Below are 24,912 nucleotides of genomic sequence, written 5' to 3' on the forward strand. Positions count from 1 at the left end.
GCAACGGGCGGGAGCCCGCCACGCTCGGCCCCGAACTCCGGTACGAAACAAGGGCGCCTCCCACGTCACTGGGAGGTGCCTGAAATGACCGAGAACAAACTCCGCGAGCTGCTGGACGACCGTATCGCCGTCCTCGACGGCGCCTGGGGCACGATGCTCCAGGGCGCGAAGCTCACCCCGGACGACTACCGCGGCGACCGCATCGGCGGCGACCACCCGAAGGACGTCACCGGCGACCCCGACCTGCTGAACCTGACCCGCCCCGACGTGATCCTGGACGTCCACCGGCAGTACCTCGACGCCGGAGCCGACATCACCACCACGAACACGTTCACCGCGACGAGCATCGGCCAGGCCGACTACGGCCTCGAACACCTCGTCCACGAGATGAACGTGCGGGGCGCCCGGCTGGCCCGCCAGGCCGCCGACGAGTTCGGCGGACGTCTCGTCGCCGGATCCGTCGGCCCCCTCAACGTCACGCTGTCCCTGTCGCCCCGCGTCGAGGACCCCGCCTACCGCGCCGTCACGTTCGACCAGGTCAAGCACGCCTACGCGGGCCAGATCACCGGCCTCGCCGAGGGCGGCGTCGACTTCCTCCTCATCGAGACGATCTTCGACACGCTGAACGCGAAGGCCGCGATCGCCGCCGCCCGCGAGGTCGCCCCGCACCTGCCGCTGTGGATCTCGGTGACGATCGTCGACCTGAGCGGACGGACGCTGTCCGGCCAGACCCCCGAGGCGTTCTGGCGTTCCGTCGAGCACGCCGGACCCACCGCCGTCGGCCTGAACTGCTCGCTCGGCGCGGAGGAGAACCGCTCCCACGTGGAGGAACTGGCGCGGGTCGCCGACACCTTCATCGCCTTCTATCCGAACGCCGGTCTCCCCAACGCGTTTGGCGGCTACGACCAGTCTCCCGAGGAGATGAGCCGCAAGCTCGCCGAGTGCGCCACGTCCGGCCTGGTCAACGCGGTCGGCGGCTGCTGCGGGACGGGCCCCGCGCACATCGCCCGCATCGCCGACGCCGTCCGCGGCACCACCCCCCGCACGGTGCCGACGCCCGCCTCCGCGCCCCGCTTCAGCGGCCTCGAACCGTTCGAGATCGGCCGCGACACCGGCTTCGTCATGATCGGTGAACGCACCAACGTCACCGGCTCCAAGAAGTTCCGCAACCTCATCGAGGCGGGCGACCACCAGGCCGCCGTGGACGTGGCCCTCGAACAGGTCCGCGGCGGCGCGAACCTCCTCGACGTCAACATGGACGCCGACCTGCTCGACAGCGAGCGGGAGATGACGACGTTCCTGAACCTCATCGCGACCGAACCCGAGGTCGCCCGCATCCCGATCATGGTCGACAGTTCCCGCTGGTCGGTGCTGGAGGCCGGGCTGAAGGCCGTCCAGGGCAAGGGCGTAGTCAACTCCATCAGCCTGAAGGAAGGCGAGGGCCCGTTCCTGGAGCAGGCCCGCCGCATCCGCGACTTCGGCGCGGGCGTCGTCGTCATGGCGTTCGACGAGACGGGCCAGGCCGACACCACCGAACGCAAGGTCGAGATCTGCGCCCGCGCCTACGACCTGCTCACCCGCAAGGCCGGGTTCCCCGCCGAGGACATCATCTTCGACCCGAACGTCCTCGCCGTCGCCACCGGCATCTCCGAGCACAACGGCTACGCGAAGGCGTTCATCGACGCGCTTCCGCTCATCAAGGAACGCTGCCCCGGCGCCCGCACCAGCGGCGGCATCTCGAACCTGTCGTTCTCCTTCCGCGGCAACGAGATCGTCCGCGAGGCGATGCACTCGGCGTTCCTGTTCCACGCCGTCCGCGCCGGACTCGACATGGGCATCGTCAACGCCGGACAACTCGCCGTCTACGAGGACATCCCCGCCGACCTCCTCGAACTCGTCGAGGACGTCCTGTTCGACCGCCGTCCCGACGCCACCGACCGGCTCGTCTCCTTCGCCGAGAACGTCAAGGGCAAGGGCACCAAACGCGAGGTCGACCTGTCGTGGCGGGACGCGCCCGTCGCCGAGCGCCTCTCCCACGCCCTCGTCCACGGCATCATCGACTTCATCGAGGCCGACACCGAGGAGGCCCGCGCCCAGGCCGCCCGTCCCCTCGACGTCATCGAGGGCCCGCTGATGGACGGCATGAAGATCGTCGGCGACCTGTTCGGCTCCGGCAAGATGTTCCTCCCGCAGGTCGTCAAGAGCGCCCGCGTGATGAAGCGCTCCGTCGCCTACCTGGAACCCTTCATGGAGAAGGAGAAGCAGGAGGCCCTCCGCGCCGGACGCGTCACCAGCGACCGCGGCCAGGGCAAGATCGTCCTCGCGACCGTCAAGGGCGACGTGCACGACATCGGCAAGAACATCGTCGGGGTCGTCCTCGGCTGCAACAACTACGACGTCGTCGACCTCGGCGTCATGGTCCCCGCCGCGAAGATCCTCGACACGGCCATCGCGGAGAACGCCGACGCCATCGGCCTGTCCGGGCTGATCACCCCGTCCCTGGACGAGATGGTGTCCGTCGCCGCCGAGATGGAGCGCCGTGGCCTGCGGCTCCCGCTGCTCATCGGCGGCGCGACCACGTCCAGGCAGCACACCGCCGTGAAGATCGCCCCCGCGTACGACGCGACGACCGTGCACGTCCTGGACGCCTCCCGCGTCGTCGGCGTCGTCTCCGACCTCCTCGACGAGGACCGCGCCGCCGCCCTCGACGCCACGAACCGCGCCGAACAGGAACGGCTCCGCGAGCAGCACGCGACCAAGCAGCGCAGCCCGCTCCTCACCCTCGACCGGGCCCGCGCGAACCCCGAGAGGGTCGACTTCGGCGACCTGCCGACCCCCGACTTCACGGGCGTCCGCGTCGTCCGGCCCCACCTGTCGACCATCCGCGAGATGATCGACTGGCAGTTCTTCTTCCTCGCCTGGGAGCTGAAGGGCAAGTACCCGGCGATCCTCGACCAGCCCGTCGCCCGCGAACTGTTCGACGAGGGCAACGAACTCCTCGACCAGATCATCGCCGACAACGCCTTCGAGGCCCAGGGCGCCTACGCCTTCTGGCCCGCCCACTCCGAGGGCGACGACATCGTCCTGCCGCAGGCCCGCTTCCCGATGCTGCGCCAGCAGACCGCCAAGCCGGAAGGCCGCCCCAACCGCTGCCTCGCCGACTACATCGCCCCCTCCGGCGACCACCTCGGCGGCTTCGCCGTGACGATCCTCGGCGCCGAGGACCTCGCCGCGAAGTACGAGGAGAACAACGACGACTACAAGTCGATCATGGTGAAGGCCCTTGCGGACCGGCTCGCCGAGGCGTTCGCCGAGTACGTCCACCTGGAGGCCCGCCGCGCCTGGTTCGAACCGGACGCCGACCCCGCCCTGGAGGACCTGCACGCCGAACGCTTCCGCGGCATCCGCCCCGCGCTCGGCTACCCGGCGAGCCCCGACCACAGCCTCAAGCAGACCCTGTTCGACCTGCTGGACGCGGGCCGCCTCGGCATGAAGCTCACCGAGTCGTTCGCGATGACCCCCGCCGCCAGCGTCAGCGGCCTGATCTTCGCGCACCCGTCGTCCCGCTACTTCACGGTCGGACGCGTCGGCAAGGACCAGATCGAGGACTACGCCGCCCGCTGCGGCCTCCCCGTCCCCGAGGTCGAACGCTGGCTCGCCCCGAACCTCGCCTACGACCCGGAGTGATCCTGAAATCATCCACTCTGTGGATATTCAGACCCTGATCACCGAGCTGACCGCCCCCGACCACCGTCCCGCGTCGGACGCCCTGGTCGCGCTCGGCGCCGCCGCCGTCGCCCCGGTCCTGGACGTCCTCTGCGACGAGGACTCACCCGTGGACTGGAGCAAGAGCGCCGTGGTCCTCCGCCGCATCGGCCTGCCCGCCCTCGACCCCCTGATCGAGGCCATGGCGACGGCCCCCACGGCCGAGGTGGCCCGCCGCTGCGGCTGGGCCCACTGCGGTCTGGAGATCGACGACCTGTCGGCGTTCGTCCCCGGCCTGCGACACCCCAGCCCCAAGGTCCGCGGCAACACCGCGTACGTCCTCCAACTCAAGGGCCCGGCCGCGCTGCCCCACGCCCCCGACCTGATCGCGCTGCTGGACGACCCGGACGACGGCGTCCGCCTACGCGTCCGCTGGGCCCTCCAAGACATCGGCCCCGACGTCGCCCCCCTCCTCCACGAGGTCCGCCGCACCCGAGGCACCCGCACCCGCCGCCAAGCCCTGATCGCCCTGGCCGACATCGGCGGCCCCGCGGCCCTGGACGACCGCGACCAAGCCCTCATCCGACGCCTCATCCGCTACAAAACCGCCACCGAGACGCCAGAACCCATGCACCTGTGCGGCACCTGGTTCGCCGTCCCCACCGACGACAGGCAGGCCGTCCTCGACGCGTTCGACCTGTCCGACCCCGAACCGGTCACGATGCGGCTCGGCGCGCACGCCTGGAACCACGACCACCACGCCTACGGCCGTGACCACACCAAATGCTCCCGCGTCTACGTCACCCCACTCCTGGACGGCTGGACGCTCCTGTTCGGCGACCCCATGGACCCACACGAGGACATCGAAACCGAAAAAGTCCTCGGCCATTGCCGCGACCTCAGCCGCCGCCTCGGAACGGTCCACTGGTACGGCGCCAGCTGCGGCGACGAATGGACGGCCTGGTGCGTCGCCGAAAATGGCGAGATCGTCCGCTACTACGACATTTTCGACCCCGACGACCAGATCGGCGCCCACCCCGCCGAGGACGGCTACCTACTCCCGCACATCGACGCCTTCCCCGAGGACGCCTTCGACGGCATCGACATCGGCGACAACGCCGCCTTCAATGTCCGCTACAACGAGGTCAAGGAAGCCCTGACCATCCCCGACCCCTGCCACTCGACCCTTTTCGCGGCCCGAGCCTCAGTCGACCCGTCCGCCCTAGGCCCCCAAACCACCGTTCAGGGCCAAGCCCTCCTCGCCTTAACCGCCTGCGGCCGCCAACACGGCCACCCCCGCGGAGCAGTGGAGATCTGACGCCGCCCCGAACTTCTGTTCGCCAAAGCCGTTGAAAACACTACGTGACCGTCCCATTACCTATAGTCTCCTCTCGTGCCTACATCCGCGCACGAGCTGCCGCTGGAAATGGTCCGCGCCCGGCCGCAGCTCGCCCCCACGCTCCTGCGGGCCGTCTTCGGTCTTGATCTGCCCGAAGGAGAAGTGAGCAGCCTGAACTCGGAGAGTTTCACGGAGACGAATCCGGCCGAGCTTCGCTGCGACGCCACCGTCATGCTGGGCGAACAAGGAAAGGGTTTCGCCCACGGCATCATCGTCGAGTCGCAAATGCGCTACGACAACCACAAAGCCTTCAGCTGGCCCGCCTACCTGGCGTTGCTGCGGCTTCGCCACGAGTGTCCGGTGACCCTGCTGGTCATGTGTCCCGACCAGAAGACCGCCAGGGCCTGCGCGGCACCGATCCGCATGGGACACCCCGGATGGTTGCTCAAGCCGCTGACCTTCCACCCCGGCCTGATCCCCCCGATCACCGACATCGACCAGGCATGCCGACTCCCCGAGCTCGCGGTCCTCAGTACGCCCGCCTACGCCGACGGCCCCCACGGCGAGGACGTCCTGGCCAGCGTGGCCGCCGCAATCGAGGTCGCCGCCCGTGATAAGGGCAACGTGTACTCTGAGTACTTGGAAGGTGTCCTCTCCGAAACCGCCCGCAAGCTCCTGGAGGAGATCGTGAAGACCGCCGGCTACACGTGGCAGTCCGACTTCGCCAAGTCGCACATCGCCCAGGGCAAAGCCGAAGGACGCGCCGAGGGACGTGCCGAAGGACGTGCCGAGGGCGAGGCTGATGCGCTTTTGGTCGTGTTGGAGGCGCGTGGCATCGCCGTTCCCCACGATGTCCGCGAGCGTGTCATGGGCTGCACCGACGTCGAGCAGCTCAAGGGCTGGCTCAAACGCGCTGTGGTCATCGACAACGTCGAGGAGCTCCTCGACTGACGCCTGAGCGTTCTCAGCGGTCGATGTGGACATCAAGAACTACGACTGGCAGTCCGATTTTGCCAAGTCCCACATCGCCCGATAGCGGAGCCGAGGGACGCGCCGAGGCGCTCGTGTATGTGCTTGAGGCGCGTGGTCTTGTGGTTCCCAACGATGTCCGCGAGCGTGTCATGGGCTGCGCCGATATCGACCAGCTTGTCGGTTGGCCCAGGCGTGTCGCGGTCATCGACAAAGTCGAAGGTCTCTTCGCCTGACGCCTGAACGTTCTCAGCGGTCAAAGTGGACACCAAGAATTACGGGTGGCAGTCCGACTTCGCCAAGTCGTACATCGCCCAAGGCAGAGCCGAGGGACGTGCCGAGGGACGTGCCGAGGGACGTGTCGTTGGACGTGTCGACGCGCTCCTGTATGTGCTGGAAGTGCGTGGTGTCGAGGTTCCCGACGAGGTTCGCGAGCGCGTCACTGGCTGCACGGACACTGAGCAATTGGACCGCTGGATCAAGCGCGCGGTCGTCGTCGACAAGGCGGAAGACCTCCTCGACTGAGCTGCGTTCTTAGAGGTCAAGGTGGATATCGAGGACTACGAACGGGAGTTGGAGCAGGTCAAGTCTCACATCGCCGTAAGTGAGGCCGCTAGCAAGGCGAGAGCGATTCTGCTTGTGCTCGAGGGGCGTGGCGTCACGGTTCCCGACGAGATTCGCGAGCGCATCACCAGTTGCACGGACACTGAACGACTAGACCGCTGGATCAGGCGCGCGGGCATTATCGACATCGCCGAAGACCTCGTGAGTGTGCCCCGCGAGAAAAGAGATGGTCTGTTCAGCAGAAGGCACAATGGGAGGTTGCGCTGGCATTCTGACTTCGCCAGGCAGCATTTGTCCAACGGTAAGGTACACGGCCTGGTTCGGGGCCACCGCAGAGGCAAGGCGAGGGGTCTGGCGAAGGGTGTGCTCATCATCATGGACGCCCGTGGGCTCGACGTCTCGCACGCACTCCGCGAGCGTCTCCTGAACTGCACGAATCACGAGCAACTGGAGCGCTGGGTGGAGCGCGTTCGCTTCATCGACGCCGCCGAGGAACTCTTCAAGGTGGACCTCCAGAAAGCGGTGACACCCAGGCTGGTCCGTCCGCGGCCCAGGAATTGGAGGGAAGACCACGCCGAGGGGCATTGGTGCGAAGGTCTGTGGACCGGCCTGTCGAGTGGGCTTTGGCGCGGCGAATTAGGAGGCATGCAGACGGTGCTGTTCCGCCTCCTTTGGGCTCGCGACCTTCGTCCCCCGGACCCGGACACGCAGCGCATCCACGGCTGCAGGGATCAGGCCGAGCTTGAGCGGTGGATTCGGCGGGCCGTGTTCATCGACGACGCGGAGCAACTCGTCACCTGATCCCACCAGTGGGGTCAACGCCAGTTGGCTGGGCGGTCGGGGAACCGGTCGCCCAGTTGGTGTTCGGGATGAAATCCTGGGCCGCGTCGGTCGGGGGACATGCAGGTCTGCGAAGGGATGCGATGCTGAACGTCCGCGGCTGGGAGGCGATCGATGCGGTGCTGAAGGCTCGATACGGGGACGTGGAGCGGTTGGAGTGGGACGCGCCGATCGCGCACCGGCCGTTCGGTATGCCGGTGCCGATGGGGCAGTTCGTCACCAACACGATCGCGATATATCCGCGGGACGAGCCGGTACCTCACTGGCATCTGATCGGCTATGCGTTGACCGCACCGCACGAGGAACGCGGGTACGAGTTCACGCTGCGCGTGCCGCGTGGTACGGAGGACCGGCAGCCGCCGAACTGGGCGCTCTTCCACCTGGAGAACCTGGCGTCGTACGTGTCCAAGAGCGGGAACGACTTCAGGGCCGGGCACTACGTCGAGTTCCCGGATCCGATCGACCCGGATCGTCCCGACTCGGTGATCCGGGCGGGCGCGTTCGTCGTCGATCCTGAACTCGGCGGCGCGCGGACGTCCCTCGGCGAGGTCGAGTTTCTCCAGTTCGTCGGCATCACCACCGACGAGCTGCACGCGGCGCAGTCATGGAACGTCGTCGGATTCGTCGACGCGCTCGCGCCGCATCTACCGCACCTGGTCACCGACCTTGACCGCACGTCGCTGGCCGGACTCCCGGACGTGGCCCACACCGTGCGAGAGGGCTCCGCCCGCGACGGGTCCGGCACCGGGTTCCTGTTCTTCCACCGGTTGGACGCCGACACGTCCGATGGCGTCGCCCTGGAGTTCGGTGAGCAGCACGTCCCGCAGCTCGTCCGGGTGCTGCCCGCCCGCGTTCCGCACGGCAACCAGCTGGTGTTGCGCGGCCCCGGCAAGCCCGTGGTTCTGCTGCCGGGGGAGGAGTTCACGCACCGGCACACCGACCAGGCCCTGGAGATCACCCTTCCGGACGCCGTCAGCCACGCCATCGCCGACACCGTCCGCCCCGCCCCGGGCACCTACCGGATCCCGGCCGCACCCGCCCTGACCGTAACCGTCGTCCCCTGAACGTCCGGCCGCGCACCTCGCTGGCCCGCGCCCGCTGCGCAGGCCAGTGCGGTGAGGTCCTGCCGGTAAGCCGGAGCGTAAGACACTGCCGTCCCGTTCCTGTCCGAGGGCGAACAGGGTCGAGTCAGCTGGTTGGCGTCGCCCTCGCGCTCAACGCGCCTGGTGTGACGATGTTCGGGTTGGCGAGTCGGCCGAGGCGGCTTCTCGAAGTGGGCTTCCAGTCGCGCGCCAGCGTCCGACAGAGGGGGGCATTTTGCAAAGTGCCGTTGATCTCGCTGACGACCGGCTCCGGCGTGAAACCTCAGGCGAGCGCTCCGACGGCACTTTGCGAAGCGCCCAGTGGCGAAGGGCCGTTCCTGTGCCAAGGCGGTCGTGCGGTTCTCATCGTGTGGTCGGTAGGGAGTGCCGGTGTCCGCCGCACCCACGGCAGTGCGGAACACCCGTTCGGGGTGTATCTCCTTGCGATCGTGTCGTGCCCACGCCGCGCGAAGGCCCAGCAGTCTTCGACGAATACCACCACAACGGCTCTTGGGCGAGTTTCGCCGTACTGCGGGGAATCCTGAACGACCAGCGGGCGGTACATCGCTGGGTACGGCTGCTTGCTTCGAGCGTGAGCGGAGGCCGGACTGCATGACAAGAAGGGGAATATAGGCGGGCGCCGCTGGTCGGGATGGTCGGTCTTTGGGCGTAAGCCCTTTACGGGAGCATTCGCGCCCAGACCCATTTGCCTCCGGCCGGGTCTCGTGTGGCTCCGCATCGGACGGAGAGGGCGCGGACGATGTGCAGGCCCCAGCCGCCGTTGTCGTCGAAGGCCTCCTTGGAGATGTCGAGGTCTTCGAGGTTGAGGACGACGTGCGGCTTGGGCCGAGGGTACTCCGGGTCGCCGTCCCACACGGCGATAAGGAGGCCGTCCGCGTCCCGACTGACCTGGACACATATCTCCTTGTTCGGCGTCTGCTCGGTGGCATTGGTCACGAGCTCCGACACGATAAGAAGTGCATCGTCGACAATGTGGGAATAGTCCCAATTGTGCAGCCGCGAGGCCGCGAGCGTCCTTGCAAGCCCTACCGAGGCGGGCGTTCACATGAGGAGAAAGATCATTTTTCCTGTCGTCGCCATCACCATCGTTTCCGTCCTTGCCTGAGGTTCCGATTTCCCGTGACAAGGATCACTGTGGTGTTCTATGTTTCGCCTGTAGTCGTCCGAGACGGATACAGCGTAGGATGTAAATACCGATCGTGCGCGAGCCTCTCGACCCCAAGATCTCTATGTAGGTCTTTCTGGCCTTCTACCTGCGGTTCTGGCGTGAGAAGATGGGTCTCTCGCTCACCCAGTGCGGGCAAATCATGGGGGTGACGCGCGGCACTGTATCCAATATCGAAGCGGGGCGGCGACGTCTCCAGGACGATCACGCACGGGCGCTCGACAGGCATTACGGAATGGGTCTGCTATTTCAGCTCTTGCTCTGGTTTGCCCGAATGGCCCACGACCCCATGTGGGGAAAGCAGCTCGTCAAGTACGAGCATAAGTCCCACCTGATCCGGACCTATCACGGTCAGGTGATCCCGCTGGCTCTGCAGACCGATGAGTACACCCGGTCCTATGTCCAGGTCGGTAGCTGGAAGGACTTCGAAGCGGAGATGGCGGAACGAGTCGCTCGGAAGAAGTCCTTCTTCGACAGGGGAACCGACGTTGAGATGTGGGCGACGCTCGATGAGAGCGTGCTGGCACGTGAGGTTGGTTCTCCGGAACTGATGAGGGCTCAGTTGGAACACCTGTTGGTTATGGCAAACCTGCCGCAGGTTACCCTCCGTATCGTTCCCTTTAAGTCGGGCGCGCACGTGGGCGTTGACGGGTCGCTCCAGGTTCTCTCCTTGGAGAGCCGCGACATCGCCTATTCGGGTGCCCAAAACGGTGGCCGTTTGATCGAGGCGCCTGGCGAGGTCCGCGAAGTGTCGGTTATGTTGACCGTATCGGCGCGAAGGCGCTCTCTGAGGAGGGCTCCCGCGAGATCATCAAGCGGTACTTGGAGAGTTACGAATGAGTATTCAGTGGCGGAAGAGCACTCACAGCGGCGGAGCAAACGACCAGCACTGTGTTGAGCTGGGGCGTTTCACGTCCAAGATCTGGGTGCGGGATTCGAAGGCTCCGGAGGCGGGTCACCTCGCCCTGACCGCCACTCAGTTCGCTGTCCTGTTGGCTGAACTCAAGCAGGGCGGCCCGGCCCACTGACCGTCCCGGGCGCCGTGCCGCGCGTCTTCTACGACTTGTGCGTTTTACGAGGCGCAGGAGAGTGACCGTCCTTTCGCCATGTGGATGAGGGGTTGCTGGGGCGGCGGCGACGTTGACGGTGTGCGTGTCGTTAGTCGAAGGGGTTCCGTTCCAGGAGGGTGACGCCGACGGCGACGCCCCGGAAAGGGGCGCCGGGGGCGGGCGTGCGGGCGGTCTCCGCTTCGCGGGCCAGGCACAGGGCCAGCAGCCGGATCGCGGTGGCCTTGTGGAGCGTGAGCGGCTCTTGCAGGGCGAACACCGGGGTCGCGATCGCTTCGAGTCGGCTCACTGCTTGCTGTGCCCATGCACTTTGTGTCGTGCCGTCGATCGCGCGGCGTCCGTCGCGGATGTTGTCGGCCAAGTCGCCGAGAGCGGCCTTGTTGGCGCGACCCAGCTTGGCGCACGCCGCAGCGTGCAGGACATTGGCGACGCGGCGGCGCCACTGGCGTTCGGGCTCCCGGCTGAACAGGTGGTAGCGGGCCTGGTAGTAGAGACCTCGTTTGAAGACGTGGTCGAGGGCGCGGTCCAGCAGCACGCAGCCGGTCTCGCCGCTGCCCAGACCTGCGGGCATTCCATGGCGGGCCTCGCGAAGGAGTCCCCGCTGCTCCTCCCACTCGTCGCCCAGTTCACCGGCCCGCCTCTTGTCGATGGAGATGTCGGGATCGGTGGCCATTGAGTATCTCGCGTATGCGTTGTCCTCACTGCTGATGGCGTGGCTCAGCCGCCGGGTCGCGGCGATCGCGGGAGTGAGGTCACGGTCGGCGTCATGGCCGGGGACCAGCGCGCGGGCCAGTTCCCGTGTGACCGCCCCGGCCGCTTCGAGTTCCGCGCCGCAGTCGGCGGCCACGTCCCTCGCCACCCAGAGGGCATGCCCGCCGCGGTGGTGACGGATGTTGGAGACCGCCCGCACGAGCAGTATCCGCGCGAGCAGCGGCGCCGCCCGGTCGACGTCCGCGGCGATATGGCGGGCGAGCACCCTGCGGTCGATCCCACCTGGCACGTCCATGAAGGCTCCCATCCGCCAGCGAAATCACGCCCTGCCGGAAGCCTAATCACCGATCGAACCGGCGACCCGAACCACAGACAGCTGCTGGGACGCCCAGCGGCCGGGCGGCCCGGCCCACTTACCTCCCCTTGCCCCGGCGACGTGGCAGCCGTCCAGAACGGACGCCATTTCTGCGCACAACCGGCCCGCCACCCTGGCAAGCCGCACCGTCGAGTCCAAGCGGGATTCACCGGGGCCCTGGCGCAGTACGAGGAGGCCCAGCAGTACGGCCCTCACGCGCCACGACAGCCGTTGCTGACCGTATTTGGACGGCCGCTGGAGGTTTGGCTTCGCATTGTCGCAGGCAGCAAGCCCATTTCGCGTCCACACGCCGTCCATTGCCGCCCGACCAAGACTGTGTGTAACAAGTCGAATGCGGAAAGTGTGCAGACACTGACTGTGATCGCATGAATACTTGTCGTGTCCAACCCTCAATGGTCGACTCGCCCGCCAGAGGTCACGGCACACCCATGGGTCCCAGGTGTGTCGCTTTCAGGCCCACCGGTGGGGCAGAGACCACCGACGAAAGAGAGCCCATGCCGTCCATGAAGACCACCGCTCTGGCTCTGGCCACGGCAACCGCGGCGACCTGCCTGGCCACGGCCGGGGTAGCCGCCGCGCAGAGCACCCAGTCCCCGGCCAAGCCGACCGCGCCGCAGGCCGCCGTCCCGCCCGGCTACCAGATCGTCACCCTGCCGAACGCCAACGTCCCCAACTTCCAGCGCCGCGTGGTCTACTGCCCCAGCGGCAAGTACGTCCTCGGAGGCGGCGGCGAGGCGCAGGGCAACGGCGCCATCCTGGTCGGCTCGTTCCCCACCCCTGACGGCCGCGGCTGGATCGCCCTCGGCCGCCAGATCGGCTACGACACCGTCGGCATCAGCGCCTACGCGATCTGCGCCAGCTAACAGATCCGCCCGTTACACCGGTCCCGTCCGCCCACCGCTGCGGCCGGGACCGGTCGCGTTCCCCACCGGCTTCCCCAACCACATGGCCAACCCGCCGGGCCACCCACGACCGTCGTCCATCCCAGAGCGCTGCCGTGCACCTGCCTCTGCCTTCGGTTCTCCGCCCGGAGCCACCGCCCACCCACTCAACCGCCCGCACCCGCCCGGCCTGCCCGTCCACGATCTGCGGTCCCGGTGTGCGGAGTCCTCGGCCCCACCGCCCACTCACTCATCCGGCGGTGCCCGACCCGCTCCGTGCATTATCAGCTGTCTCGGTTTGCGGAACCTTTGGCGTCAGCGCCGACTCCACCAGGCCGTGCCCGGTCCGCACCCGCCCGGCCCGTCCGCCATCCGCCGCCCCGGTCGCACAACCCTCGGCGCTACCGCACACCCGGACCGCGAATACCGCCCCGCCCACGGCACCCATCCGACCCAGCCGCCGATGGGGTCAACTCACTTCGCAGCCGCCTGTTGAACCTCCAGCTATCGCCGGGCATAGTCCGTCGACTCCTGCAGGAACTCCTCCACCTCGGGTCCGTCGAGCTTCGCCTGGTGGCAGAGGTCCAGCAGAATGAGAAAGCTGGCGCTGGCCATGGTCTCGTTGTCGGCCCCAAAGGGAGCGGTGTCCGTGAAGGTTTCGTCTTGAAGGACCTCGCGTATCAGACCCTCCGCGACACGGGGGTTGATCTGCAACGACTCGTCCGCGACGACGGCTTTCCGTAGGTCGGTGACGTATCGGATGATCTCCGGGACCGAGTAGGTCGGGGAGAACTTCCGCAGCACCGCCACCGCGAACGCCGAGTAGGCCATCAAGTTGTGAGCGATGGCATCCTTGGCGGTTGGCTCGTTCGGTTCCGAAGGATCGTCGCTCAGAAACCGGCGGAGGTGCTCAATGTGTTCTTCCTGCACCTCAATGCCCGTCAAGTCGGTCATGAGTGTATTTCATCCGCGATGAAGCGTGCTTGCACGAGAAAATTGTCGAGTTCGTTCGAGGTGAGTTCCGCGTCCCCGATCAGCCCTGCGAGCAACAGGATCTGGGTCCCGTGGCCGACGTCGCCGCTAATGTTCTTCCGGGCCTCGCCGGGGAGCTTGCCGAGAGCGATCTTGATCATTATTTCGGCCGCGTTCGGGTCGAGCTTGCCTTCCTCCTCTTCGAGCCTCAGCCGTACCGAGGTGACGAAGTCGATGATCTCCGCGTCATCCGCTGGCTTCCCATCCTTGACGAAGTGCCGCTGAACGGCCTCGAAGAAGGCACCGGTGACCAGCGCCGTGTATCCGACATTGGCCGACTTCGGGTCAAGCTGATGTAGCAGCCGAAGATGCTCTTCGTCCTGGCCGGCGAGTTGAGCACGCAGCGTGGCCACCTGATCATCGGTCACTACTGCCATCGTTCCTCCCTAGGATTCTGGTTCGGGTCGCGCGAATGCCCTGGAGCACGCTGTGCATGACCATAACAGCGGCAACGACCCCCATCGCGGCACTGGGAATATTGGCCGAGTGGTCCGCGTCTTTGGCAGGGGGGCTGTTGTCCCTTGTTTCGGTCCGGAGGTCCGTTGGCGGCCGGTGCTTGGTCAGCTTGAGCGTGGCGTTGCTCATGTTGTCACCGGTCTTGATGGCGTCCTCGGCGTCATTACTGAGGCTACGTGCCAATTTCCTCCAGCCCGAGTCTCTCTCCGGATCGGGTTCGCGCAGGTCTTGGTTTTCGTTGACCGGGTTGAGGGGTTCGCCGCGGTCGGCGGTGAGTTCTCCGGTGGTGGCGGGGTCAAGGTCGGTGCGGGTGGGGAGGCCCGCGAATCGGTCGGTTTCGTCCGGTCGTTCCTGTTCTCCGTCCCGGAACGGCTGGGGATCATCCCGGTCGGCGGGCCGATCTTCGGTGTCTTGGACGGGTTCCGTGGCGTCCTCGTGGTCGAGTGGCGCGCCCTCGCCTGTCCTATCGTCGGGTTGTTCGGCGGCCTCGCCCGGCGGTTCGGACTCCGGCTCCCCGGTGTCAGGGCGTGGTTCCGTGTCGTCCCCGACGGTGGGTTCCCGGTCTGCGTGCAGTGGCTCGGCACCTTCGGTGCTGGTGTCGTGGACGGGCGGTGCGAACTCGGTCTTCCGCTAGCTTCACAATGCTGCGATAGGGGGATGCGGCTCGCTATCACTTGTCGCCTGCCAATTGCTCCATATGACACGTGGACGTGCGAGCCCGGCTTAACGGGGAGTTGGTAGGTGGGACGACGCCCCCCGGAGCGCCATCGCCGTCATCACCGTCACCGCCTCCTTCATCACGGTCTTCGTCAAGATGAAGGACCTGGGCTGGTGGTGGTCGGAGAAGGCCGAAGCGACAGGCGGCGTTACAACACCATCGCCGCCGGGGCCAACGAGGACCACCCCAGAACCGGACACGGACATGCCCTCCCCGGAACCGGAAGAGGAGACGCCGACTCCGTGTCCGTCCAGCCCTGATTTCACCGTCGTGTCCTCCGACTGAGACGGCCCGTGTTCGCTGTCCCAGGGCTGTGACGTCTCCGGAACGTTTTCAACCGAGGCGGCTACGGAAACGCGACGGCGACCTTCTACGTCATGGACGATCTCAGATACGGCTACCTCGCCAAATGCACCACCGCCGCGCCCTACGCCGACAGCGGCGGCCCGGTAACGGCGTCGTGTCGCGCGTCCAGCTCCCCACTACAAAATTGGCTGCTCAGCGGACGAACGGTATACCTGAACGTCACCGTCCATCCCTGAAACGATCCCAACCCCATTCACCTGGCCCACAACCGGGCATACTCCATTCGGCGAAGCGCCGGTGGACGGTCTGCCAGGACGCACCGAACACTGGCGGCACCTGCCGCCAGGTAGACCTGGCGTTTTCCACGAAAGTGATCCTGGGCACGACGGCGGCCACCACCCTGCGGATGCGTCGGCGGAGGCGGCACCCACCCATTGGAACAATCCCACAGCTGGTTTTGAACAAGATGCTCCTGCCGCCGCGAATCACTATCGATCACACCGGCTGAGATGCGGCCGCGGTGCGCTCATCATTCTTCACGCGGCGTGGGGCGTCTTTGTTCGACGGGGGTGTCCGCGCGCCCCGGCCACAACTGCACCCTGTGTTCTTCCTGGGCGCTGCCGATATCACGGACGCATAGCCGCACGCGGTACACCACATGCGGCCACACCTCGGTGGACAGTTCCCATAGCTCCGTGCCCTTCTGGTCGGGGACAGCGAGGACCAGTTCGGGATAGGGGAAACCGACCCAATGTTGGCTGATCTCCCCAACGTATTCCCACGCCGCGACGTCGAGGTCCGGCGCGGCGGGCACGGTCTGCACCGTGACGTCGACGGTGGGAGTGCCCGTGGCGACGGCCAGGCCCCGGCCGGGCACGGCGGACCGAATCGGCGGACCGGTGGCGGCGTCCGGTCGTCCGTAGGTGAAGCCGGTGCGCCAGCCACCCCGGGGCGGCTGGAACAGCGTGTAGTAACCAGCGTCGCCGGGCTCCAGGCGCTGCCGCGCGATCGCGGTCCGCCCATGATGTGCGGGCAGATCCCGCCCGACTTGGGCGAGCACGGCATCACGGGCCCGCATGCACTCGCGTGCCTGACGCTCCTCCCCGTTCTGCAGCAGGGTCAGGGCGCCCCGGTCGAGCTCCGCGACGATCACGTCCCATTGCCGCCTGGTGAGCGCCACCCGAAAATTCTGCTCGCCGGGGTCGTGCCAGCCGAGGATTCCGCTGACGGCCAGGCAGTCGCCGGAGATACCGCGCGGATCGCCCCACTGCGGTTCCGCGCCAATGCCCGAGTCCAGCGCCAGCGCGATCGTGTTGGCCTGCGTGGGAGTGAGAGAAACGGGAAGCGCGTCTTCGGGGGCGGGAAGCACTGGGCTCACGCTCCTCTTGTCGGACCGCCGGAAGCAGCGGCCAGAGTATCGCCAACTGTTTCCCTCTTGGGATCTTGCTTTTCATGGAGCGTTGACCACCCATACCCAATACGGGGCACCTGCGATGAGGGCAGGAAGGATCCCGTTCGGCTAAACGGGCACGTTCTCCAAGGCGTCGCCATGCGCGGGAATTCTGGCCGCATACGGGAGAGTCGACGGAACGGCCGGCGGTACCACTGTGGAACCGCGGCTCCCACACAAGCGGGGTCGGGCCTCTGGTCGACCTCGGCATCCCGCGTCGCATCGACGTGAGGGCCTCCCGCGGCAACGGGAGGCCCCTGTCGATCGGTCCCGCCCGAGCCATCAGACGGATGCGTCGATCGGGTCGTCCGGCCGTGGGGCACGGCGGCCACCATGTGTCGGAGACGTCTCAAGGTAAGTCGGCTTGGGCGTTGTCCGGCAAGTCCCAGGACGGTCTGGACCCGGTCGTTTCGGAAAGGGGACGAGTGTCAGGCGGTTGACCTGCGGAAATGTGTGCGGCTTGAGCGGTCTTGGTGTTTCGGGTTCTCGGAGGAACCGGCGTTGTCCAGACTTTGCATGAACGTCTGCTCATGCTTCGGGGGAAGTTCCGAACAACCAGGCATTGACGCGAGCCTGTTGTGGAGAGTATGTGCCCCGCCTCGTTCAGACTCCGAACAACGCGTAGGGCCGAATGCTTCCCGATTCCAGACGCCATCCGCCACGATGATGCATAAGACGGGAAATGGGCGGCACGCTCGGCGGCAACCGGGCGGGTCCGACGAGCCCCGTGTCCCGTCATGTCTTCGCCCGAGCCATCAAACGAACCAGCCCGGAAAGAGATGCGTCGATGTGTTCTTCAGTTCTCCGCCAGCCCGGTCGGGCATGGCGCGGACACCGGTCGTTGATCATCGTGATCCTGATCGTGGTCATGGCGATCACGATTCCGGCCGTGGCAGGGGCCGACCCCTACCGGACCGCCGGCGTCGCGGCATACGCCGCGACGGTCATGGCCGAGCTCGCCGCCCTGTTCGGGTGCGCACGGGTCCAGCGTCGTCCGGTTCCCGCCCCGGCGGTCCCATGAGTCCCGGGAATCACGCGTGGGGTTCTCGGTGACGGGGCGGGCCGATGCCACGACCAGAGAAGCCTCTGGATCCCATGGAGGGGCCGACGGCGGCGTTCGCGGTGGCGCTGCGGAAGCTCCGCGCCGACGCGGGCGGCCCCCCTTACCGCTCGATGGCCCGCCGGTCGTTCTACGGCCACACCACACTGGCCGAGGCCGCGTCAGGGCAACGATTCCCAGGCTGGGAGGTGACCCGCGCCTACGTGACCGCCTGCGGCGGTGACCTGGCGGAATGGGAGCGGCGGTGGCGTGAGACCGCGGAACTGCTCAACCGTTCCGGAAAGGGGGACGGCGACAAGAACGGGGAGCGGTCGCCGCCGCGCCGCAGGTCGTCCACCTTCAGCAGTTCACCCGCCTCGGTCGATCCGAGGCGGGCCAGGACGCTGCACGAGCTGATGGGAATGCTCGACGAGTTGCGCCGGCGCGCGGGCCTCAGCCTGCGTCAACTCGTCGACCGTTCCCGAAGTGAAACGGGCCCGGCGGACGCCCCTGCTCTGGCGCGGACCACCATGTCCGAGTTCCTCCAGGGGGCACGGCCGCCCCGGGTGCGGGACGTGCTCCGGATCGTGGAGCTGTGCGGTGGCACGCCGTCCGATCTTCGGAGATGGGAGGCCGCCTGTTGGCGGCTCGTCCCGGTGTCCGAAGGCGATGGTCCGGTGCCCGCGGTGCGTCCCGTGGGGGTGGAGACGGCGATGCGCGCCGGGGAGGGTGAGTCATCCGGCCCGCGTGGGGGGCCGACCGCGCGGCGAATCCTGCTCGGGGCGCGGCTGCGCGGTCTGCGCGAGGCCGGCGGGTTCTCCATCGAGGACGCGGGTCGCTTCATCCGGTGCTCCGCTTCGAAGGTCGTCCGGATCGAGCTGGGCCGAGTCGGCGTCAAGGTGCGGGACGTCGCCGACCTGCTCACCCTCTACGGTGTGACCGATCCCGCCGCTCGCGCGTCGCTGCTGCGGCTCGCCGACGAGGCGAACCGTCCCGACTGGTGGCAGTGGTACGGCGACACCCTGCGGCGCGGGTTCGAGGTGTACCTGGGGTTGGAGGAGGCCGCCTCGGTGGTGCGAACCTACGAGTTGCCGTTCGTTCCCGAGCTGATGCAGACCGAGGACTACGCGCGTGCGGTCGTCCGGCTCGGTGCCCCCGGCGCCTCGGAGGACGAGGTCGAGCGGCGGGTCCGGTTCCGCATGATGAGGCAGGAGCGTTTCGTCGCCCGCGAGGCGCCGATGCTGTGGGCCGTGCTGGACGAGGCGGTCGTGCGCCGCCCGCTCGGCGGCCGCGGGGTGCTGCGAGCCCAGATCAGGCGCCTGATCGAGATGGCGGAGCTGGCCCACGTGTCGCTGCAGATCGTGCCGTTCAAGGCGGGCTGGCACTCGGCGGCGGGCGGCCCGTTCACGATCCTGCGCTTCGCCGAACCCGACCTGTCCGATGTCGTGTACCTGGGCCGGCTCACCGGCGCTCACTTCGTCGACAAGCGGGCGGAGGTCGACGTTTACACCAAGGCCATGAACGACCTGTCGGTCACCGCGGTGAGTCTCGAGCGCTCGGTGAGATACCTCGTGGATCTCCTGAAAGAGATCTGATGCTCGTTCGGACTCTCCACGGCCCGCCGGAGCGCATCAAGGTGGTGTCGTGGGGTAGCGGGGGCGTTATGCGTACCTTTATCAACGGGGTGATCGCGGGGGCCGTGGGGACCAGCGCGCTCAATGCCACGACGTACCTCGACATGGCGGTGCGGGCGCGCGGGGGGAGCAGCACGCCGCAGGACACCGTGCAGAAGATGGCGGACGACGTGCGCGTCGGGCTCGGCGAGGGGGAGAAGGCGGAGAACCGGAAGGAGGCGATCGGGGCGCTGCTCGGCTTCGCGACGGGGGTCGGCGCGGCGCTGTGCTACGCGCCGTTGGCGCGGCGGCGGGTGCCGTGGCCCGTTGGTGTGCTCGCCCTGGGGGGACTGGCGATGGCGGGGTCGAACGTTCCGATGACGGCTCTGGGGGTCACGGACCCGCGCGAGTGGTCCGCGTCGAGTTGGATGTCCGACGTGGTGCCGCATCTGGTGTACGGGGCCGCGACCTACGCCGCGTACCAGCGGCTGCGCTGACCCTGTCGGCGGTGACCTACGGCGTCTGGTCCTCCAGGGGCGTCGGAGGTCCTACGTCCATGTGACCTTGTGGTTTGGGTCTGGGGGAGGACGCGGGGGAGGGGCCGGCTGGTGCAGCCTGTCAGGTATGACCACGACCCATGACCCCCAGATCGCCGGGAAGGCGGTGGAACGTCCGTCTACTCCCGGTTGGGCGGCGCTGCTGGCCGCGTCCATCGGGCAGTTCCTCGTCGTCCTCGACATCTCTGTTGTCAATGTCGCGTTGCCTGAGATGCGCGCCGGGCTCGGGCTCGGCGCGACCGGTCTCCAGTGGGTCGTGAACGCCTACTCCGTGACGTTCGCCGGGTTCCTGTTGCTCGGTGGGCGTGTCGCCGACCTTTTCGGACGCAGGAACGTCTTCCTCGTGGGGCTTGGGTTGTTCACCGTGGCGAGCCTCGCGGGCGGGTTCGCGCAGGACGCGGGGACGCTGATCGGTGCCCGCGCCGTGCAGGGCCTCGGCGCCGCGATCCTCGCGCCGGTCACGTTGTCGCTGGTCACCGCCACCTTCCCGGACGGGCCCGCGCGGACCAGGGCGATCGCCATGTGGACGGCCGTCGGCACCGCGGGCGGCGCCACGGGCGGGCTGGTCGGCGGGCTGCTCACCGACTATCTGAGCTGGCGCTGGGTGTTCCTCATCAACGTGCCCGCCGGGGCCATCGTGGCGGGCATCGCGCTGATGTGGCTGCGCGGCGACCGTCCCGCCGCCGCGCGGCAGCGCCTCGACCTGCCGGGGGCCGTGCTCGTGACGTCGGGCGTCGGGCTCGTCGCGTTCGGCATCGGCCGGACGGAGGAGCACGGCTGGTCGGCGCTGCTCCCGCTCGCGGCGGGTCTCGTGCTGCTGGGCGCGTTCGTCGCCGTCGAGGCTCGGTCGGCGCAGCCGCTCGTCCGGTTGGGAATGTTCCGGCTGCGGAGCGTCGCGGTCGGGAATCTCACCACTCTCGTCATCATGGCGGCCGGTTTCGCGTTGTGGTACTTCCTGTCGCTCTACATGCAGAACGTCCTGCACTTCAGCGCGGTCAAGACAGGCCTGTCGTTCCTGCCGCACACCATGGGGATCATCATCGGTTCCCGGTTGGTGCCCACCCTCATGGCCCGAATGGACCCCCGGCTCCTCGCCGGCGCGGGCGGGCTCCTCGCCGCCGCCGGGTTCGCCTGGCAGAGCGTCGCCCTGGACGAGGACGGAACGTTCCTCGGCTCGATCCTCGGGCCCGGCGCGGTCATGGCGCTCGGCTTCGGGCTGCTGATGACACCGCTGGTGGAGGCGTCGACCGCGGGCGCTCCGTCGTCGGAGGCGGGTGCCGTGGCGGGCGTGGTCAACACGTCCCGCGTCATCGGCGGCGCCATCGGCCTCACCGTTCTCGGTACGGCCGCGGCCCGCTCCGGCACCGACCTCGTGGACGGGTACTCGACCGCCTTCGTCGTCGCCGCCGTCATCACCGCCGCCGGCACGGCGCTCGTCCCGTTCCTGCCCCGCCCGAAAAAGGGGACCTGAGGGCGCCTGCCGGAAGGAACGGACGCCCTCAGGTCCCGTCAAGGGGCGGGGATCGGTGAACCCTCCTCATCCGGCGTCAAGCGGGGGCACGGCTCCAGTGCGCCCCGGCCGGACACGGAGAACGGTTCAGTGGCGGGTGAGGACCGGCGCCTCGCTCAGGACGGTGCCGGGCTTGACGCCCGAGCGGCCGAACTGGAAGTTGCGCTCGACCTCGGCGATCTCCGCCGGGTTGGGGTTGGGGTTCTTGCAGGCCGTGCCGGCGCTGGCGCCGGACATCAGGTCATCGCAGCGGCCCGTACGCCGGTCCGGGAGACCGAGGATGTGACCCAGTTCGTGGGAGGCGATCCGGATCACGTAGTGGCCCTGCTGGGTGGCCTGGCGGCCCATCCAGACCGTGCCGCGGCCGAGGCTCTGCACCTGCGCGCGGGGCCAACCGTTGTCGGCGAGGATGGTGATCTCGGCGGGAGTCCCTGGAACCAGCTGGACGTTCTTGACGTGCTCGTTCCAGATCTTCGCGCCCTCGTCCCATGCCTCCTTGAACTCGGCGGCCCGGCTCGTGTCATACCGGAGGGTGCGGACGTTGACGGACTGCTGGGTGGACTGCTCCGGCGCGGGCGCCGCCGAAGCGGACACGCCCGTGCCGGTCACGAAGGCCAGGCCGATCAACGACGCGGCACAGACCCTCAGAATCTTTCTGGCGACCATGAATACCTCAAGGTGGGGGAGCAGGGTGGGTACCCTCCGCCGGGCACCGCGCTCCGGCGGAGGGCACGTTCGGTTCCGCGAAGGTCAGCGAGCGACGGTCGCGGTGCCACCGGTGATCCGGAGGATCTGGTCGCGGTAGTAGGCCGTGTCGCTGTAGATCGCGGGGCCCTGCGCGCACGTCTGGCCGCCGCGGCTGGTCGCGCCGACGAGCTGCCAGGCGCCCGGTCCGCCGGTCACGGCGGGGCCGCCGGAGTCGCCGTAGCAGGCGCCCTTGCCGTTGCCGCCGTCGGTGCAGATCTCCTTGGCGGCGTCGATGCCGGAGCACCGGCTGTCGGCGACGATGGTGGTGTCGAGCTGCTGCAGCTGGACGGGAGCGCCCCCGCAGCCTCGGGTCGGACAGGTCTGGCCCCAGCCGATCAGGCGGGTCGCGGACCCGACCGGAGCGGTGGAGGCGATGGGAATGGGCGTCATCGTCGACGGGCTGGACAGGCGGAGAATGGCGAGGTCGCCGCCGATGACCTGGCGGCTCGCGACCTGGCGGGTCTCACCGCCGGCGTTGTAGGTCTTCGTGCCGATCCGGACGGACGAGGGCTGACCGCAGTGCGTCGCGGTGATGACCCACTGCGGCGCGACCAGGGAGCCGCCGCAGCTGTGCCGTCCGTTGTTCTGCAACGAAGTCATCCAGGTGTACGTCTCCGTGGCGGGCACGCCGCCGACGATGTTGGTACGCGGGGGCGGCGACGGCTGCTCAGCCGCCGCGTTCGCCACCGACGTACCGGTCAGAGTCAGAACCGCGATGGGCATCGCGACCAACAGTCTGCGCTTCCTCATGAGCGGGGGGTCCTTTCAGGGGGTGGAAGAAGAAACGTGGCGACCGCCTGGCCCTGCCGGTCCCCGGCCGATGACACGTCAGGACGTGGCACCGGCCTCGTACACCGACTATTGACCACGGATACGGAAATGACCACATGCGAATTCGGCGTCCGGGCCCGAATAGAACGCCTTCTAGCCGGAGAACATAGGCGACCTGCGACGCTTCTAGCGGTATGCCTTCAGACTGAACGCAGGCCCATTTTTTCAATTCCGGCGCTGAGCTGTGAAAACGGCGCCGGGACGGTCCTCGCCTGTGAACGCGGACGGCTCAGGACGCGAGCACCTGCGGCTGGACGTTCGTGTCCCGCCGCGCGGGACGGCCGAGCCGGCGTCCGAGACGGCGTCCGAGACGTTGCGCGGGCGCCTCGATCCAGCGCTGCGACGCCCAGCTCAGCGCCAGCAGCACCAGGACGAAGAACGCCAGGCCCACCACGTCCTCCCGTCCCGACGCGTCGAGGAACTGCGCGGCCACCATGAGCAGCAGCGGGTGCAGCAGGTAGATCGAGAAGCTGATGGTGCCGAGGCCGGTGGCCCAGCGGGGGAACCGGCGGTGCCGCGACCGCCACGCCACCGCGAACGTCACCGCCGCCGCCAGCAGCGTCGCGCTCCAGGAGAGCTGCGCGCGCCAGCCGAAGGGCGCCAGCTGCCACACCCCGTTGCCCAGGGCCCCCGCCAGGACGACCAGCGCCGTCGCCGCGCCCACGCGCCGACCGATCTGACCGTGCTCGGCGCGGTGCACGGCCGTCCCCGCGAACATGATCGCGAGCATGGTGAGGCCCTCCCATGTCTCGAGGCGCCCGTTCGCGGCGACGAGCAGGGCGGCGAGCAGCCCGCCGAGCAGGCCGCCCGCGACGCGCGGCGCCGAGCGGTTCGACACGGCCGCGGCGATCGCGACGATCAGGGCGACGGCGGTCACGGCGACGACGGGCCCGGTCCCGGCGTTGCGCGACAGCAGTGTGACGGGGCGCCCATCGGTCAGCACACCGGCCGCGGTGAGCGCGGCGGCGGCGACCGCGCCGAGGGTGAGGACGGTGGCCGCGGACGCCGACCGGCGATGCCCGCCCACCACGAACAGCGCGACGACCAGCAGGTAGAACGCCATCTCGTAGGACAGCGTCCACAGGACGTTCATCACGTTGGGGACGTTCAGGATGTCCTGGAGCATCGTCAGGTGCGCCAGGACGGCGGTCACGGGGGAGTACTGTTCCAGCCCGCCGCGGAGCCCGAGCACGCCCAGCAGGAAGGGCAGGATCGCGAGGAGACACGTCACGGCCAGCAGCGGGTAGATGCGGAAGAACCGCCCGATCCAGAATCCCCGCACGCTTCCGCGCCGCTCCAGCGACGCGGGAATGATGTATCCGCTGACCAGGAAGAACACCAGCACCCCGTACATGCCGGGATCGAACCAGCCGATCATCTGGATCCGCAGTGACGGCAGGTACACGTAGCTGGCGTGGTGGAGCGCGACGGCCAGCGCCGCACCTCCACGAAGCACATCAAGCCACCCGAGACGGGATGAGGCGGGGGGAACGCCCGAAGCGGGAACCATTCCGACAGAGTAGACGGCCCCGTGGCCCCGTCCGGACGCGTGCGCGGGGAAAGGGCGGCGCCGCCACGTCACCCTCAACGGAACCGCTGACCACTCTCGTTCCGCCACGGACGATCGACGCGTGCGTCCGCGAACACCTCGCAGAGATCGCCGCCGGGGGAACGACGCGCGGAGCCGCCCCCGCCCTCATCATTCGTCCTCGGGAAGCGCACGGATGTCGGCGCCGATCGCGGACGGCAGGTCATGGGCCTCGTCACCGTGCGCCGCCGCCTCACCGAGCCTGGACACCTCGAAACGACAACAAGATCAAGCAACGGCGCTTCGGTCGTGTGGAAAATCGCGCCTTCGTTCCCGGGCATGGGTCAGGGCCGGTGCCGTGCTGTTCGCAGCCGGCACCGGCCCTGGGTTCAGCGGATCAGTCGA

General features: G+C 68.1%; 22 protein-coding genes and 1 pseudogene. 15 read left to right on the forward strand and 8 right to left on the reverse strand.

Annotation, left to right across the window (positions count from 1 at the left end; all coding sequences use genetic code 11):
* Positions 1–84 precede the first annotated feature (84 nt).
* The 6 genes from metH to D0T12_RS23135 all read left to right on the forward strand — a co-directional run bounded on the left by metH (position 85) and on the right by D0T12_RS23135 (position 8,481).
* Complete coding sequence (metH, locus tag D0T12_RS23115; RefSeq protein ID WP_117401775.1) at positions 85–3,687, forward strand: methionine synthase; 3,603 nt, start codon at positions 85–87, stop codon at positions 3,685–3,687.
* A 19-nt stretch (positions 3,688–3,706) separates the two neighbouring features.
* Positions 3,707–5,023, forward strand: a complete 1,317-nt coding sequence (locus D0T12_RS23120; RefSeq protein WP_117401776.1) for a HEAT repeat domain-containing protein — start codon at positions 3,707–3,709, stop codon at positions 5,021–5,023.
* A 183-nt stretch (positions 5,024–5,206) separates the two neighbouring features.
* Positions 5,207–5,995, forward strand: coding sequence for an RpnC/YadD family protein (locus D0T12_RS35505; RefSeq protein ID WP_158581604.1), 789 nt, complete (start codon positions 5,207–5,209; stop codon positions 5,993–5,995).
* 279 nt (positions 5,996–6,274) lie between these two features.
* Positions 6,275–6,538 carry an RpnC/YadD family protein gene (locus D0T12_RS23125; protein ID WP_117401777.1) on the forward strand — a complete coding sequence of 88 codons (264 nt, stop codon included), beginning with the start codon at positions 6,275–6,277 and terminating at the stop codon, positions 6,536–6,538.
* Positions 6,539–6,559: 21 nt separating this feature from the next.
* Positions 6,560–7,378, forward strand: coding sequence for a hypothetical protein (locus D0T12_RS35955; RefSeq protein ID WP_199487636.1), 819 nt, complete (start codon positions 6,560–6,562; stop codon positions 7,376–7,378).
* Between the two features lie 122 nt (positions 7,379–7,500).
* Complete coding sequence (locus D0T12_RS23135) at positions 7,501–8,481, forward strand: suppressor of fused domain protein (RefSeq protein ID WP_158581605.1); 981 nt, start codon at positions 7,501–7,503, stop codon at positions 8,479–8,481.
* A gap of 696 nt (positions 8,482–9,177) precedes the next feature.
* Here the strand turns inward: D0T12_RS23135 and D0T12_RS23140 are convergent.
* Positions 9,178–9,540 (reverse strand): annotated as a pseudogene (locus D0T12_RS23140) (ATP-binding protein); the annotation flags it as partial.
* A 233-nt stretch (positions 9,541–9,773) separates the two neighbouring features.
* Here D0T12_RS23140 and D0T12_RS23145 point away from each other — a divergent pair.
* Both D0T12_RS23145 and D0T12_RS23150 read left to right on the forward strand, forming a co-directional pair.
* A complete protein-coding gene (locus D0T12_RS23145) occupies positions 9,774–10,583 on the forward strand; it encodes a helix-turn-helix domain-containing protein (protein WP_267900421.1) in 810 nt (269 codons plus the stop codon).
* Positions 10,522–10,713 carry a DUF397 domain-containing protein gene (locus D0T12_RS23150; RefSeq protein ID WP_117401781.1) on the forward strand — a complete coding sequence of 64 codons (192 nt, stop codon included), beginning with the start codon at positions 10,522–10,524 and terminating at the stop codon, positions 10,711–10,713. Before D0T12_RS23145 ends, D0T12_RS23150 begins: the two co-directional genes overlap by 62 nt.
* Before the next feature lie 130 nt (positions 10,714–10,843).
* On the opposite strand, the gene D0T12_RS23155 is transcribed toward D0T12_RS23150, so the two are convergent.
* Complete coding sequence (locus tag D0T12_RS23155; RefSeq protein WP_117401782.1) at positions 10,844–11,758, reverse strand: hypothetical protein; 915 nt, start codon at positions 11,756–11,758, stop codon at positions 10,844–10,846.
* Between the two features lie 584 nt (positions 11,759–12,342).
* Between D0T12_RS23155 and D0T12_RS23160 the strand changes: the two genes are divergently transcribed.
* A complete protein-coding gene (locus D0T12_RS23160) occupies positions 12,343–12,702 on the forward strand; it encodes a hypothetical protein (protein ID WP_233526238.1) in 360 nt (119 codons plus the stop codon).
* Between the two features lie 522 nt (positions 12,703–13,224).
* On the opposite strand, the gene D0T12_RS23165 is transcribed toward D0T12_RS23160, so the two are convergent.
* Entirely contained in the window at positions 13,225–13,674 is a 450-nt protein-coding gene (locus tag D0T12_RS23165; RefSeq protein WP_117401784.1) for a hypothetical protein, read from the reverse strand.
* Positions 13,671–14,129, reverse strand: a complete 459-nt coding sequence (locus D0T12_RS23170; protein WP_147339607.1) for a hypothetical protein — start codon at positions 14,127–14,129, stop codon at positions 13,671–13,673. Before D0T12_RS23170 ends, D0T12_RS23165 begins: the two co-directional genes overlap by 4 nt.
* 175 nt (positions 14,130–14,304) lie before the next feature.
* Here D0T12_RS23170 and D0T12_RS23175 point away from each other — a divergent pair, with 175 nt between their 5' ends.
* Positions 14,305–14,949 (forward strand): hypothetical protein, encoded by a 645-nt coding sequence (locus D0T12_RS23175; protein ID WP_147339608.1) that lies wholly within the window; start codon positions 14,305–14,307, stop codon positions 14,947–14,949.
* Between the two features lie 354 nt (positions 14,950–15,303).
* Positions 15,304–15,468, forward strand: coding sequence for a hypothetical protein (locus tag D0T12_RS35510; protein ID WP_158581606.1), 165 nt, complete (start codon positions 15,304–15,306; stop codon positions 15,466–15,468).
* Positions 15,469–15,761: 293 nt separating this feature from the next.
* Here D0T12_RS35510 and D0T12_RS23190 read toward each other — a convergent pair whose 3' ends face one another.
* On the reverse strand, positions 15,762–16,601 hold the full coding sequence (locus D0T12_RS23190; protein WP_117401789.1) for a hypothetical protein: 840 nt from the start codon (positions 16,599–16,601) through the stop codon (positions 15,762–15,764).
* A gap of 922 nt (positions 16,602–17,523) precedes the next feature.
* Here D0T12_RS23190 and D0T12_RS23195 point away from each other — a divergent pair.
* The 4 genes from D0T12_RS23195 to D0T12_RS23210 all read left to right on the forward strand — a co-directional run bounded on the left by D0T12_RS23195 (position 17,524) and on the right by D0T12_RS23210 (position 21,362).
* Positions 17,524–17,703, forward strand: a complete 180-nt coding sequence (locus tag D0T12_RS23195; protein WP_117401790.1) for a hypothetical protein — start codon at positions 17,524–17,526, stop codon at positions 17,701–17,703.
* A gap of 74 nt (positions 17,704–17,777) precedes the next feature.
* The gene (locus tag D0T12_RS37185) at positions 17,778–19,316 is read left to right on the forward strand and encodes a Scr1 family TA system antitoxin-like transcriptional regulator (RefSeq protein WP_158581607.1); all 1,539 of its coding nucleotides are present in this window, start codon (positions 17,778–17,780) and stop codon (positions 19,314–19,316) included.
* Entirely contained in the window at positions 19,316–19,831 is a 516-nt protein-coding gene (locus D0T12_RS23205) for a hypothetical protein (protein ID WP_233526239.1), read from the forward strand. The genes D0T12_RS37185 and D0T12_RS23205 overlap by 1 nt, the downstream gene beginning before the upstream one ends.
* Positions 19,832–19,958: 127 nt before the next feature.
* Positions 19,959–21,362: a DHA2 family efflux MFS transporter permease subunit gene (locus D0T12_RS23210; RefSeq protein ID WP_117401792.1), complete on the forward strand. Its 1,404-nt coding sequence runs from the start codon at positions 19,959–19,961 to the stop codon at positions 21,360–21,362.
* Positions 21,363–21,488: 126 nt separating this feature from the next.
* Here the strand turns inward: D0T12_RS23210 and D0T12_RS23215 are convergent, their stop codons facing one another.
* The 3 genes from D0T12_RS23215 to D0T12_RS23225 form a co-directional block, all read right to left on the reverse strand.
* Positions 21,489–22,067 (reverse strand): snapalysin family zinc-dependent metalloprotease, encoded by a 579-nt coding sequence (locus tag D0T12_RS23215; RefSeq protein ID WP_117401793.1) that lies wholly within the window; start codon positions 22,065–22,067, stop codon positions 21,489–21,491.
* Between the two features lie 84 nt (positions 22,068–22,151).
* Positions 22,152–22,898, reverse strand: coding sequence for a S1 family peptidase (locus D0T12_RS23220; RefSeq protein WP_199487637.1), 747 nt, complete (start codon positions 22,896–22,898; stop codon positions 22,152–22,154).
* Between the two features lie 310 nt (positions 22,899–23,208).
* Positions 23,209–24,435 (reverse strand): acyltransferase family protein, encoded by a 1,227-nt coding sequence (locus tag D0T12_RS23225; RefSeq protein WP_199487638.1) that lies wholly within the window; start codon positions 24,433–24,435, stop codon positions 23,209–23,211.
* Between the last annotated feature and the right edge of the window lie 477 nt (positions 24,436–24,912).

Source organism: Actinomadura spongiicola, from assembly GCF_003432485.1.
Taxonomy (GTDB): Bacteria; Actinomycetota; Actinomycetes; order Streptosporangiales; family Streptosporangiaceae; genus Spirillospora; species Spirillospora spongiicola.

What these genes read in the sequence shown, in the direction of transcription:
- D0T12_RS23170 (WP_147339607.1), bottom strand. Translation starts at nt 14,129, where the DNA reads ATGGCAGTAGTGACCGATGATCAGGTGGCCACGCTGCGTGCTCAACTC.
- D0T12_RS35510 (WP_158581606.1), top strand. Translation starts at nt 15,304, where the DNA reads ATGGACGATCTCAGATACGGCTACCTCGCCAAATGCACCACCGCCGCG.
- D0T12_RS23215 (WP_117401793.1), bottom strand. Translation starts at nt 22,067, where the DNA reads ATGGTCGCCAGAAAGATTCTGAGGGTCTGTGCCGCGTCGTTGATCGGC.
- D0T12_RS23160 (WP_233526238.1), top strand. Translation starts at nt 12,343, where the DNA reads ATGAAGACCACCGCTCTGGCTCTGGCCACGGCAACCGCGGCGACCTGC.
- D0T12_RS23220 (WP_199487637.1), bottom strand. Translation starts at nt 22,898, where the DNA reads ATGAGGAAGCGCAGACTGTTGGTCGCGATGCCCATCGCGGTTCTGACT.
- metH (WP_117401775.1), top strand. Translation starts at nt 85, where the DNA reads ATGACCGAGAACAAACTCCGCGAGCTGCTGGACGACCGTATCGCCGTC.
- D0T12_RS23205 (WP_233526239.1), top strand. Translation starts at nt 19,316, where the DNA reads ATGCTCGTTCGGACTCTCCACGGCCCGCCGGAGCGCATCAAGGTGGTG.
- D0T12_RS23135 (WP_158581605.1), top strand. Translation starts at nt 7,501, where the DNA reads ATGCTGAACGTCCGCGGCTGGGAGGCGATCGATGCGGTGCTGAAGGCT.
- D0T12_RS23165 (WP_117401784.1), bottom strand. Translation starts at nt 13,674, where the DNA reads ATGACCGACTTGACGGGCATTGAGGTGCAGGAAGAACACATTGAGCAC.
- D0T12_RS37185 (WP_158581607.1), top strand. Translation starts at nt 17,778, where the DNA reads ATGGAGGGGCCGACGGCGGCGTTCGCGGTGGCGCTGCGGAAGCTCCGC.
- D0T12_RS23210 (WP_117401792.1), top strand. Translation starts at nt 19,959, where the DNA reads ATGACCACGACCCATGACCCCCAGATCGCCGGGAAGGCGGTGGAACGT.
- D0T12_RS23150 (WP_117401781.1), top strand. Translation starts at nt 10,522, where the DNA reads ATGAGTATTCAGTGGCGGAAGAGCACTCACAGCGGCGGAGCAAACGAC.
- D0T12_RS23155 (WP_117401782.1), bottom strand. Translation starts at nt 11,758, where the DNA reads ATGGACGTGCCAGGTGGGATCGACCGCAGGGTGCTCGCCCGCCATATC.